15 protein-coding genes are annotated in these 11,500 nt (G+C 28.4%); 6 read left to right on the forward strand and 9 right to left on the reverse strand.

The window, feature by feature from the left end; translation table 11 throughout:
* Positions 1 to 53 precede the first annotated feature (53 nt).
* The gene (locus ACZ2V4_RS09635) at positions 54 to 389 is read right to left on the reverse strand and encodes a JAB domain-containing protein (RefSeq protein WP_219522405.1); all 336 of its coding nucleotides are present in this window, start codon (positions 387 to 389) and stop codon (positions 54 to 56) included.
* Positions 390 to 1,001: 612 nt separating this feature from the next.
* Here ACZ2V4_RS09635 and ACZ2V4_RS09640 point away from each other — a divergent pair.
* Positions 1,002 to 1,235 carry a hypothetical protein gene (locus tag ACZ2V4_RS09640; RefSeq protein ID WP_050742490.1) on the forward strand — a complete coding sequence of 78 codons (234 nt, stop codon included), beginning with the start codon at positions 1,002 to 1,004 and terminating at the stop codon, positions 1,233 to 1,235.
* Positions 1,236 to 1,446: 211 nt separating this feature from the next.
* Here the strand turns inward: ACZ2V4_RS09640 and ACZ2V4_RS09645 are convergent, their stop codons facing one another.
* From ACZ2V4_RS09645 to ACZ2V4_RS09655, 3 genes are all read right to left on the reverse strand, one after another.
* The gene (locus tag ACZ2V4_RS09645; protein ID WP_012655886.1) at positions 1,447 to 1,764 is read right to left on the reverse strand and encodes a hypothetical protein; all 318 of its coding nucleotides are present in this window, start codon (positions 1,762 to 1,764) and stop codon (positions 1,447 to 1,449) included.
* Positions 1,765 to 2,118: 354 nt separating this feature from the next.
* A complete protein-coding gene (locus ACZ2V4_RS09650) occupies positions 2,119 to 2,559 on the reverse strand; it encodes a YolD-like family protein (protein ID WP_232751014.1) in 441 nt (146 codons plus the stop codon).
* Positions 2,537 to 2,830 (reverse strand): hypothetical protein, encoded by a 294-nt coding sequence (locus ACZ2V4_RS09655; protein WP_012655882.1) that lies wholly within the window; start codon positions 2,828 to 2,830, stop codon positions 2,537 to 2,539. The genes ACZ2V4_RS09650 and ACZ2V4_RS09655 overlap by 23 nt, the downstream gene beginning before the upstream one ends.
* A gap of 246 nt (positions 2,831 to 3,076) precedes the next feature.
* On the opposite strand from ACZ2V4_RS09655, the gene ACZ2V4_RS09660 reads away from it, so the two are divergent.
* From ACZ2V4_RS09660 to ACZ2V4_RS09680, 5 genes are all read left to right on the forward strand, one after another.
* Positions 3,077 to 4,036: an IS30 family transposase gene (locus ACZ2V4_RS09660; protein ID WP_490514793.1), complete on the forward strand. Its 960-nt coding sequence runs from the start codon at positions 3,077 to 3,079 to the stop codon at positions 4,034 to 4,036.
* Between the two features lie 300 nt (positions 4,037 to 4,336).
* A complete protein-coding gene (locus ACZ2V4_RS09665; RefSeq protein ID WP_101140989.1) occupies positions 4,337 to 4,759 on the forward strand; it encodes a hypothetical protein in 423 nt (140 codons plus the stop codon).
* Between the two features lie 35 nt (positions 4,760 to 4,794).
* Positions 4,795 to 5,166: a hypothetical protein gene (locus ACZ2V4_RS09670; protein ID WP_041636570.1), complete on the forward strand. Its 372-nt coding sequence runs from the start codon at positions 4,795 to 4,797 to the stop codon at positions 5,164 to 5,166.
* 11 nt (positions 5,167 to 5,177) lie between these two features.
* Positions 5,178 to 5,627, forward strand: coding sequence for a hypothetical protein (locus ACZ2V4_RS09675; RefSeq protein ID WP_490514794.1), 450 nt, complete (start codon positions 5,178 to 5,180; stop codon positions 5,625 to 5,627).
* 238 nt (positions 5,628 to 5,865) lie between these two features.
* Complete coding sequence (locus ACZ2V4_RS09680; protein WP_490514795.1) at positions 5,866 to 6,447, forward strand: recombinase family protein; 582 nt, start codon at positions 5,866 to 5,868, stop codon at positions 6,445 to 6,447.
* A 274-nt stretch (positions 6,448 to 6,721) separates the two neighbouring features.
* On the opposite strand, the gene ACZ2V4_RS09685 is transcribed toward ACZ2V4_RS09680, so the two are convergent.
* The 5 genes from ACZ2V4_RS09685 to ACZ2V4_RS09705 all read right to left on the reverse strand — a co-directional run bounded on the left by ACZ2V4_RS09685 (position 6,722) and on the right by ACZ2V4_RS09705 (position 11,390).
* Positions 6,722 to 7,141: a hypothetical protein gene (locus tag ACZ2V4_RS09685; RefSeq protein ID WP_490514796.1), complete on the reverse strand. Its 420-nt coding sequence runs from the start codon at positions 7,139 to 7,141 to the stop codon at positions 6,722 to 6,724.
* Complete coding sequence (locus ACZ2V4_RS09690) at positions 7,142 to 7,546, reverse strand: hypothetical protein (RefSeq protein ID WP_490514797.1); 405 nt, start codon at positions 7,544 to 7,546, stop codon at positions 7,142 to 7,144.
* 158 nt (positions 7,547 to 7,704) lie between these two features.
* Positions 7,705 to 8,472 (reverse strand): IS21-like element helper ATPase IstB, encoded by a 768-nt coding sequence (istB, locus tag ACZ2V4_RS09695; protein WP_101045508.1) that lies wholly within the window; start codon positions 8,470 to 8,472, stop codon positions 7,705 to 7,707.
* 15 nt (positions 8,473 to 8,487) lie between these two features.
* Entirely contained in the window at positions 8,488 to 9,723 is a 1,236-nt protein-coding gene (gene istA / locus ACZ2V4_RS09700) for an IS21 family transposase (protein WP_101045504.1), read from the reverse strand.
* Between the two features lie 326 nt (positions 9,724 to 10,049).
* Positions 10,050 to 11,390 carry an SEFIR domain-containing protein gene (locus ACZ2V4_RS09705; protein ID WP_490514798.1) on the reverse strand — a complete coding sequence of 447 codons (1,341 nt, stop codon included), beginning with the start codon at positions 11,388 to 11,390 and terminating at the stop codon, positions 10,050 to 10,052.
* Between the last annotated feature and the right edge of the window lie 110 nt (positions 11,391 to 11,500).

Consider the following 11,500-nt stretch of genomic DNA (forward strand, 5'->3'; position numbering starts at 1 on the left):
TAAAGCAATGAAATTAAAAAATCCTAAACTTTGAATACTTAGAGTACTCTAGTTTAGGATACTATGTTTAATGGATCATCAGATGGATGACAATGTGCTAAAATAATACTTGCACATGAATTTAAAATTGCTACCTGGAAAACTTCTCTTGGATGTATAGGCGACATATTTATTGTTCCGATAAATACTGTATAGACAAAAGTAATTTCGTTTTTTGTATTTAAACCTACTAACAAAAACTTTTCTCTTACTGAGTTGCCAATCAACTTTTTACAGAAGTCTGCCACATTGTCAGGACTTTTCACTTTAATGCGTTCATCACGTGTTTTTCTGTAATACTGTTTCACATCCTTAATCTCATAAATATAATTTGTTTTGTCAAAATTCATACTAATCTACTCCTTTTTTCAAATACACGAACTTGTGCTTTTGAATTTATGTATTTAATTTTTACGGATTAGAAATAGCATTGACCGAAAAATAATACAAGGGCAATGGAACGTAGTGGAATTGCAGCGTTTACCCTTGTATTACTTTTTCTAGTTGAACACCAGTTGGATCTTTAACTGGTAGTGAAACTTCGGTGCTAGTCTAAGTAGTTAAAAATTATATAAATTCGGTAAAAGCACGTGAGTGTTTGAAAAAACCTTAATTAAAAAGGAACTTATCTTCAGATAAGTTCCTTCAATGCCTTTCCAACGATTGATTCATCAATCGTTACTCAATCAGTTAAGATTGTGCAGATTTAGATTTCATTAGACAATCATTGCAGAACAGCAGAAGATTGCAAGGGCAACTTGTTGAACGGAGTGATCCCTTGCAATCTTCTGTTAGTAGAACGTCTGCTTTAGCTGACAGTGATACTGTTCTGCTAGATTGTAGAATGATAAATCTGCACAATTCCAAACACGTCAGTGTTTGTTCCTTTATATTCCTTTTTAAATGTAATAAAACGGTTTTATTGTATAATATAACTATATTAATGTATAGGAGTGAAATCATTGAAAAAAATTAAATTAGATGTATTTTATAAGAAAGATGTATTTGAATGGGTAGTTATGCAAAGACTAAGTAACTTTCCAAATATGCCTGAATCAGGTTCATTTGGTGATATGGAAGATGTTAAATTTGGAAATGCTAAGGAATATATAGATTTAGTTAGAAACTTAGAATATAGTTATCCTGAATTTGATTTCCTAAAAGAAGCATCTAAATATATTGATCTCGTTGATTAAATAGAATTCATCTATTTTATTCAAATGTAAACTTTTATAATATTCTTATTCATTAAAAAAATAAATTCTATAGCAAGATAAAATAGCCTTTCATAAAATGTAAGGCTATTTTAATATAAAGTTCTTTATTTTTCGCATTGGCTATCGTTCTAAATCTACTGTATTACCTTGTGTTTCATGATTTTTCATTTTAATATGAAAAATAACCTCCCTATTTTATCAAATCATTTTCTCTCATAAATTCTTCATATAGTAGATGATCTTCTCTACCATACTGTGTATAAAAAGTTATCCAGGTTTCATCAATATTTCTATTTTTCATATATTTGTATACCTTCTTCATAATTTGATTTCTAACTTTTATATACTTGCATCTTGTTCTTATTGCGTCTAAAAAAAATCCATCATTTGCTTCTACTTCGACTATAGGGTAACCTTCTTCAGTATATTCATCATGTACATATACACTTTTGTATATACTATCATCATTTTTTATATTGAGCTTCTCATACAAACTTGGACTTGCCATTTTGCTTCCCTCCATTTTTCAACAACAATCTTTTGTGTGTTGTAAGATTGCGTATTTAATTTTTACAAATAGAAGTCAGCATCAGAAATAAAGCAATACAAGGGCGACTTGTCGGCGTAGCTTTACCCTTGTATTGCTTTATTAGTTGAACACCAGCTTGATCTTTTGCTGGTTGTAAAACTTTTGATGCTACGATATGCAGTTAAAAATTATATAGTCTTACGACATAGGGATTGTTTATTAAAATAAAAAATCCTGGTGAAGTGGATTTCTTCACCAGGATTTCATTGACTTATAAATTTAAAAATTCGGTTTATGAACCGAATTTTTAGATATTCGTCTTACTAACCGAATTTATATAATCTCTATTATTTTATTAATTTCTAAATCTTTAAACTCTTGCTGCACGACTAGAAAGACATTTACTCTCATATTATATTCATCTAATTTATTTATAACTGTCTGAAGTAAATGAATTTTTTCATCTTCATAGTAATATATAAAACATGCTGATGGCTTATTACTGTAATGATTTAGTTTATTGTTGATATCGTCTATTTGTTCCTGAGATAAATCAGGCATAAATTCTTTAGTTTGTTGTTCAATTTGTTTTCTTATGTCTTCGAATTGTTGTGGCATCGTTGCAAATGGGGCCCATTTTATCATTTTTCGACCTTCTGGAATGTTCCTGGATAAATATTCTCCTGGTATCTCTTTATAATTTGTCACTGTCTCTAACTCAACCGGGACTTTTGGATGCAGTGGATTTAGATTATGGGCTTTCAAGTGATTCACCTGCTTTATATACGATACAGTATGATATATCTGAACTATCAAATCCATCTGATTCAAATAAAGTTCCTACAGGAACCATCGTAGCTTCAGCTAAAACTTGTTCATCTGATATATCAAAATTGCATAGCATATTTACGATATGTTCCTTTTTAGTCTGAAGATCCTCTAGTCCAAATTTACGTTCATGATATAAATCTTTTAGAATCTCAAATGTTATTTCATCAATTATTACACATTCATATTTTTCCATAATGTCTTTATGGCTAATCATCATAAACCACCTCTTTCGCCTAATTATAGAACATACGTTCGCTATTTTCAAGCATTTTCAATGCTGAGAAAGCGATTTTAACGCCTCGAAATTGATTTTTGTGGACCGTAGTAAGTTAAATTCCTTAAAATCTACTTTAGAATTATAACCGTCGATTGTAAAATTAAGCTAGACAACTAAAAAAGCCTTCTGTGCTAAACTCAATATGTATTTCCGACCAAAGAAAACATAAGGAGTTAGTACAGAATGGCCTATAAACATCTTAACACGGATGAACTCACGTTCATAGAATCATATTATCATCAAGATCTTTCGGTAAAAGAAATCGCAAAGAGATTGAAACGATCAAGACAGACAATTTATAACGTAATAAATGCACTTAAGACAGGTATAACTGCACTGGAATATTACCAAGAGTATAAGCAAAGAAAATCAAATTGTGGCAGACATAGAATAGTACTTCCAGAAAATCAGTCAGCTTATATTCGAGAAAAAGTAGCCGATGGCTGGACACCTGACACCATTATTGGCAGAGGTGAACACCCGATTGATTGTTCTGTAAAAACTCTTTATAGAATGTTTAAGGAAAACGTCTTTTCGGTACAATCTTTACCTATGAAAGGTAAAAGGAAGCCAAATGGTCATTGTGAAAAAAGAGGTAGACAAGCTTTCAAAAGACACATTTCTGAAAGAATAGAAGAATTTCATTTCTTCTTTCAAGAATTTGGTCATCTTGAAGGTGACACTATCATTGGCCGTAATCATGGGAGTGCTGTCATAACCTTAGTAGAAAGAATCTCTAAGATGATTATCACTATACGACCTCAAGGTCGCAAGGCAGATGATATTGAAGATGCTCTTCACTCTATGTTTTCAGCTTTACCTGCTCATATATTTAAATCGATTACTTTCGATTGTGGTAAGGAGTTCTCCAACTGGAAAACAATCTGTAACCGACACGATATCTCGATATTCTTTGCTGACCCCGGCACTCCGTCGCAACGTGGATTGAATGAACATTCTAACGGGATACTTAGACGCAGTGGATTAGATAAAGAATTAGACTTTAATTCAGTCACTGATGATCATATCATTAGTGTTGCTCAAAATATTAATCATCGTCCTAGAAAATCGCTGGGCTATAAAACACCATTGGAAGTATTTATGAGTTTCATCGAAGATGAGGAATTGTCTAGCTTATTTTGACAAACGAAATTAATTAAAAATAAACTCATAGTACTAAAATATTGAATATAATTATAACCGTACAAATAGATACATATAGACGTTAATAAAAGATACAACATTATCATATTAAATTTTATTTTTCCCTTAAATATTTTAAAAAGAAATACAAGACATAATGATAAAAATCCGTATTCTGTTATATCTAAAAATAATAATACTACAATTAGTATTTTAATGTAATACGCATACCTTATATATATTTTAGAAAATAAAAATATTAGAAAAAATATTGTAAAGCATATATTCAAGGGAATTATTTTGAAAAGATTATTTAAAATATTTATTGTTTCCACTGTATTATTGTTACTGTCTTCAATTTTTGATAGCAGTTATACCCATGCTAAAGTAAAAAATAGTTTTAGTATTAATGGATATGATATAACTGTGGAAAAAGTCAATGATGAGTATATTGCTTCAACATCAGAAAATAACTTGAGATATAGCTTAATCTATAATCAAAATAGTGATGATTACCAATTAAAAACTGAACAAAAGTCTGGTGTTATTAATAAAGCTTTAAGAAAAGATATCCACGATGTCCAGGAAGTAGAAATTAAAAGTTCTACTGACGGAAAAATTGAAGCTGAAGTTTTAGATGGAAAGAAAGTTCAAGGTTTCGAAATTAATCAGAAAGTAACGCCTATAAATGATTCTACTGATTACAGGCAGAAGCACCGTTAGTATTAGCTCCAGCAGGCAGTGCTCTTGCTACCGCTTTGATTAATGCTATACTAGCTACTGCCGGTACTATTGTAATTGCTGGTGCTACTTGGTATTCGGCAAACGCTATAAGTACTTTAGCTAAAAAACAACCAAAAATAAAATACTATACTGCCATTATAAAAAACGGTAAAGTATATATCAGACAACCAATCAAAAGTCAAACAGCTGCAGCTGCACGTTTAAAGAAGGGTTATGATGTATTTGCCACTTCGCAACAATATGCACTTAATGCTGCGAAATCTGCAAGTCCCACAGGTGTAGTAAAACATGAAAAACATGGTAAAGTATCTAATTATTATTGGCATTATCATGGTAGAAATAAACAAAACACAAAATCTTTAACAGGTCATTCATTTCATAAATAAAGGAGGATTCTATGCACTTAAAAATACAAAATTCAGATGAATATAAAAAACTTTTAGATGCCGTTGCAATATTTTCAAATAAAATTTCTATTGTTGTTTCAATAAATGAAGATTTTGAAAAGCAATCTATATATATGCAGTTTAAAAATAATTTTATTTCATCTTCTGTCACAAAGAAATGGCCAGGTACTATATCTGCATCAAAATCTTTAATGTATACATTTACATTCGATAGAGATATGAAAAATTTTTTAAAAAAATATCCAAATTTCTTTACTAAATCTTTAGAAGACGGTTACATATGGTATTCATTTCTCGATGATATAGAAGCTGACTTTTCTTTTTATAAAAATGATGATTTAATTATGTATACTACTGGCCATGAACAAACAATTATAGTTATCAATTCTGATCTAAAAAACTATATCCAAACACATTTTAATCACATTATAGATAATTAGTTATAAATATATTTGTTTTATAGAAAGAAGTTCTGAAAAATCAGAACTTTTTTTTACATTTTATTTAGTCTACAGAAATTGTACATAAACTCCTCTATTTCTGAACACTCTTAAATACAACCTATTTCTTATATGATTTATATATATTGAATGTTCATAAACTCATAACAAAATCAACGTTCATTAACCATACTCATTTCAAGTTATGATACAATAATATTTATATGGAGGAATGAAAATGAAAATTGGATATGCAAGAGTTTCTACAGGTTTACAGAATCTGGATTTGCAACAAGATAGCCTAAACAATTATGGATGTGAAAAAATATTTACAGATAAAGTAAGTGGGGCGAAAAGTAATCGTCCTGGTTTAGAAAGTGCTATAGAATTTGCGCGAACAGGAGATGTTGTGGTGGTTTGGAGATTAGATCGCTTAGGAAGGAATATGGAAGATTTAATTTCAATTGTTAATGCTTTAAATAATAGAGGGATTAGCTTCCATAGCATTCAAGAAAATATTACGATGGATAAATCGAGCTCAACCGGACAGCTTTTATTTCATCTTTTCGCAGCATTTGCTGAATTTGAACGTAATTTGATTTTAGAACGATCTGCCGCAGGAAGAGTGGCTGCAAGAGCAAGAGGAAGATTAGGAGGACGTCCCGAAAAATTGAATGAAAGTGATATAAAATTGCTTAAAACATTAGTTGATAGTGGCACTCCTATTAAAACAGTTGCTGAAAAATGGAATGTTTCTAGAACAACGATTTATCGATACTTAGAAAAAATAGAAAATAAAGATATTAAAAATAAGAACTAGAAAATTCTAGTTCTCATTTAATGTTTATATTGTATCTAATTCAATTAATAATTATATATAAAATATTTAACGGTCGTTTATACAACACATCTGTTTATAATATATAAAAGTTAATATAATCTCAATTTATATGAAACAACGAAGATTATTCCGGAAAAAGTAAATCTTAATCAATATTTTGATCTTGAATATTTATGAAATGATTGGATTCCTTCTCTGCTCTTTATAAACCAACTATATTTTTCAAAAAAACAGCCTACTCGCATCAATTTAATTAAATATCCTTAAATAAATCTGCTATATTAATTTCTTTCTCCGATATCTTTCTCATAACATCAGGCAAACTATAACTTTCAAATGCTTTATTAGTTTCTAACAGATATGTATTATATTCTTTGCTATTCATTAACAGAAGACTCTTTATAAAATCTTTTCCTTCTTTAATATAAAAAATCAAAGCATAATCACTGAATAATACACTTTCATTTTCATCTATGTAATTAAAATAACTGTACTGAATAAATGCTAAATATAATTCATTTGTTTCATTCCCACCTATTTGTGTGTCATAATAATTTAATAAATTTTCATAATTGCTAGGTAAAATTTTAGTAATAGGTATTGATGACCAGTTATATTTTTCTTTTTTGTCAATTACATTTAATACTTTCAAAAAATAATCAAATCTTTCCATCTAAAATTTCTCCTCTATTTTCATATCAATATATGATATGAATTTTTCTAGTTCCTCATTGCATTTTGATGATAAGCGAATATCAACATCTTCAAAATTTACAGGATCTTCTTTATTAATACCATAATCAATTTGTTTTAAATCACTAATTATATTTTCTAAAATATCTTTTTTATCTGATAAATATAATTTCTCATTGCTATTTAGTATAGAATAATAGGTATTCAAAATTGATAATTTATCTTTCCAAAACTTTAATGGTACTTCTTTGTCACTTACCATTAATTCTTTAACATCCAATAAAGTTTTATGTAGTTTAACTATCTCATTTTTCTTGTTCCAAAATTTTGCTTCTTTTTCTTTGTTAATCACAATATAATCAAATAATATGATTGTAACAATCACACTATACACTCCAAAAATGTACCCAAAAGATATGGAAAAGTCAATTTTTAAAATTAACTTTAAGAAAATCATTAATATTGATGGTATTAATAGTATGTGTCAATAGCGGTTTAAAAATGTTGTTTTATGGCGGTTTAAAAATGTCGTTTTTTAGCGGTTTAAGTTTGTCGCATGCTTAAGGATTTTTCATTTTTATAATCTTTTAATCGATATGATTCTCCAGTAATTTTAAATACTTTAGAATGGTGAATTAACCTATCTATTATAGCTGCTGATGCAATTGTATTACTAAATGACTCTCCCCAATTAGAAAATGGAATGTTAGTTGTAATTATTGTTGATTTCATTTCATATCTTAGTGACATTAACTGATAGAATAAATCGGCTTGTTCTTTAGTGATGGGAGTATAACCAATTTCATCAATGATAAGTAATTCTATTCTGCTTAATTGTCTTAATGTTTTATTGATGATTCCTTTGGAATCTGAGTCAGTTAGTAAGTCTATTAAATCTTTGAAGGTGTAGAATTTGGTCTTTATATTTTGTTTACAAGCTTCTATTCCTAATGAGATTGCCAAGTGTGTTTTACCAACACCACTGTTACCCAGGAAACAAATATTAATACTATCTTCTAAGAAATGCATAGATTTTAAAGTAAGTATTTCTTGTTGATTTATACTTGGTTGAAACATAAAATCAAAATCATGTAAATATTTTATTTTAGGGAAACGTGCTGAATTCACAGCACGTTTAAATTTTAATTCTGATTGATATTCTATCTCTTTTTCGGTTAAATCAATTAATATTTCAGTTAAAGATTTCTCATTTTTAGAAAGTAATTCAATGTAATTTGGATAGTAAGCTTTGAATTTTTTAAGTTTTAATATTTCAAAATTATTGAGCAATTTTTGATGATTCGTATTCATCTTAAGTCCTCCTCGCTATATTTCGTCATACAGTAATAATGAATTTTCTATATATGTAAGTATCTCTTCATCATCCTTATGTTTAAATACATCTGATTTTAATATTTCACTCATATCTTCAACGAAATAATTAAATTTTCTTTCAGATAGATTATGTCGTCTTATTAACTCACCATCAAAATAAATAAGCAATTCATCTGTTGAGTCATTGAATATCACCTGTACTTCTTCACCAATGTATTTAGTAGGAACAGAGTATTTACCTTTTCTAAAGTTAACCATCGATTCTTTAGAAACGATTCTAATACATTCATCTTCGATGTAAGTATTTAATAAACTGTCATTAAAAGAATTTAAATGCTCTTTTTCTTCGTAATTGAAAACATCTATAGGTCGTTGATCTGTTGCCTGCGAAATTTCTTCATAATTTAATTCCTGGCATAGATTATTAACCAGCCCAATAAGTTCGACAGCATCATAAAATTCATAATCATAAGGTCTTAAACGTTGTTCAACAAATTTAGCCAATGATTCGACGGATCCTTTGGTTTGAGGACGATAAGGCCTACAAGCAATAGGTTCAAAGTTGGCATCCTTACTAAATTGATAAAACAAATTATTGAAGACGACTTTTTTATATTGTGTTCTCGGTCTATCAACTACGGTTCTCATATTATCGAACCATATTTCTCTTGGAACACCTTCGGTGTATTCAAAAGCATCTTTCAGACATTCAAATAACGTATCTTGTTTTTTATCCCAAGTTAATGTGATATACTTCATTTTTGAATAGTGTAGAACGTAAAGAAAGATATTGAATTGATAAGTTCTGCCAAACTTATCATGCATTATCATATCTTCTTTCCAGTCTACTTGAGCAGCTATACCGGGATTTGTTTCTACGCGTATAGTTGCTTTTTTAGTCTCGTTTAGTTTTTTGTTTTTACAGTATTCTCGCAAAATTGTATAGCGACCTTTATATCCTTTCTTCTCAATGTATTTGAATATTGCCATGGCAGTACATCCTAATTCAATTTTTTCATCAATTATTTCTTTAAACGGATCTAGTTTTGATGTTTTCTTAGTTTGTTTTCTTTTCTTCAGTCCTTCTAATTCATTTTCTTTACCGGCTTCATAATATTTTTTAACTGTTCTTGGATCACAATTATACTGTCGACCCAGCTCGGCATAATTTGGTTTAATACCTTTCATAATATAAAATAGCACTCCTTCATAAATGTCATGTCTCAATCAAATAACCTCCAATCGAAGATTGAGTTAAGACATGATTATATAATTTTGAAAAGAAAAAATGTAGGAAAAACAGCATTTTCATTCCGCCATTTTCCTACATTTTATAACCGCCATTTACAATGAACAATATAGCCAGCAATTTATTAAACACTTTTTTTATTAAATATAAAAACAAGCTTATATTTTCAGAATAATAAACTTTCATACAAAGTCTCCCTATTATAATTTGGTGTTAATAATTAATTTTTATAATATTATTCAATCTCATTTATTAGAGTACTTTCCACAACATTTTAATTATTTTATAATCATAAATTATAAATTTAATACCTAGCAATTTCTTCTATTTTTAAAACTTTATCTATCATGGGTAATGAATTATGTGAATTAAAGTCCTGCTCTTTTAATTTAGATTTTAGTATTTCTCTATCATATCCAAATAAGAATTTATACCTTTCATAAAAATCTTTATATTTAAATTTTTCTACAATATAATGTTTTTTATTTTCCCAGGAATAGTATTCATTAATGTCAAAATATAATAATGTTCCATGCCAAATATTAAGATCTTGTTTAAATTTTGGATTAATAGCAGAGACTGTATTTAAAATTATATCAACATCTCCAAGTTTATTTCTTTTCATTTCATCGTATAACAAGTTTAAACAGTATCTTCTTATATTCACATAATATCCATTCTCCTTAAAAAAAGGATGATCTTGATATTTTCTTGGAAAAGAACTTAATACTCCAAATGAAGACTTTCTATTATAAAAGATATAATCACTTAGTATAATATTTTTTAAAGTTTCTATATTGTTTCTACTAATTAATACTAAAACTATCTCCAGATATGAAAAATATAAAAATAAGCGAAGTAAGGGACGACTATACTCATTTTCAGCATTCTTCAGTAATCGATTATATATATCTAGTATATAGAAGGTACTATCTATTTCAGTATCTAATATATAATTGAATACTTTTCTAAAACTTTCTATGTACGGTTTAATTTTTAGTATTTCTTGATCATTCACTTCGTCTTGATCATCTTCTAGTTCTACCAATTCTGTTTCTAAAATTTTATAGTAATCATGAAGATTATCTTCTAGATTATAAGTTTTTGATAAAAAGACTTTTTGTTCATACTTTTTTATTGAAGTACTTTTAGAATTATAGTCTGGAACTGTCCCTAGTTTAGGCTTAGTATAAACTGGTTGATCATTTATCCATCTTGCAATTTCTTCAATTCCTTCATAGTCATTATCTTCATTTGTCATATTTATTGCTCTACGTGATTTACAAAATTGAGGTAATGTAAGATCTCCATTTTCTATTTCCATAGCCACAGGTATAAACTTAGTGGCAGATACATCTTTATAGATTTCAGAAGATATAATTGTAGATTCAGTGCCTACACCACCTTCTCTATTATTAGCCTTATTTTTATACTTACCATCACTCATAATGAGCACGTAATCGACTGTTTGATCTAATACCATTGATTCCATAAATGCATTTAGGTCTTGTCCTGGAAGACAATCCCATAAATCCAATATAATATTTATTCCGTGATCTTCTACTAAACTACTCGCTATATTTAATATACGATTTTTATGTTTTTCATTAGTCCAAGCGTATGATATAAATACTTTTTTAACCAAAGTGAATCCTCCTATTATTATTCAAAGTATATTATTTAAAAACATTTTATATTTACTTATATTATACATATTATTTTCTTTAATCTAATTATATTAGTTTTATAATTGTA

The sequence above is a fragment of the Macrococcus sp. CoH-51_TC_04 genome, assembly GCF_058188655.1.

Excerpts from the sequence above, each read along its gene's own strand:
- ACZ2V4_RS09655 (WP_012655882.1), bottom strand. The coding sequence starts at position 2,830 with ATGATTAGCCATAAAGACATTATGGAAAAATATGAATGTGTAATAATT.
- ACZ2V4_RS09635 (WP_219522405.1), bottom strand. The coding sequence starts at position 389 with ATGAATTTTGACAAAACAAATTATATTTATGAGATTAAGGATGTGAAA.
- istB (WP_101045508.1), bottom strand. The coding sequence starts at position 8,472 with ATGAATACGAATCATCAAAAATTGCTCAATAATTTTGAAATATTAAAA.
- ACZ2V4_RS09660 (WP_490514793.1), top strand. The coding sequence starts at position 3,077 with ATGGCCTATAAACATCTTAACACGGATGAACTCACGTTCATAGAATCA.
- ACZ2V4_RS09645 (WP_012655886.1), bottom strand. The coding sequence starts at position 1,764 with ATGGCAAGTCCAAGTTTGTATGAGAAGCTCAATATAAAAAATGATGAT.
- ACZ2V4_RS09685 (WP_490514796.1), bottom strand. The coding sequence starts at position 7,141 with ATGGAAAGATTTGATTATTTTTTGAAAGTATTAAATGTAATTGACAAA.
- ACZ2V4_RS09680 (WP_490514795.1), top strand. The coding sequence starts at position 5,866 with ATGAAAATTGGATATGCAAGAGTTTCTACAGGTTTACAGAATCTGGAT.
- ACZ2V4_RS09675 (WP_490514794.1), top strand. The coding sequence starts at position 5,178 with ATGCACTTAAAAATACAAAATTCAGATGAATATAAAAAACTTTTAGAT.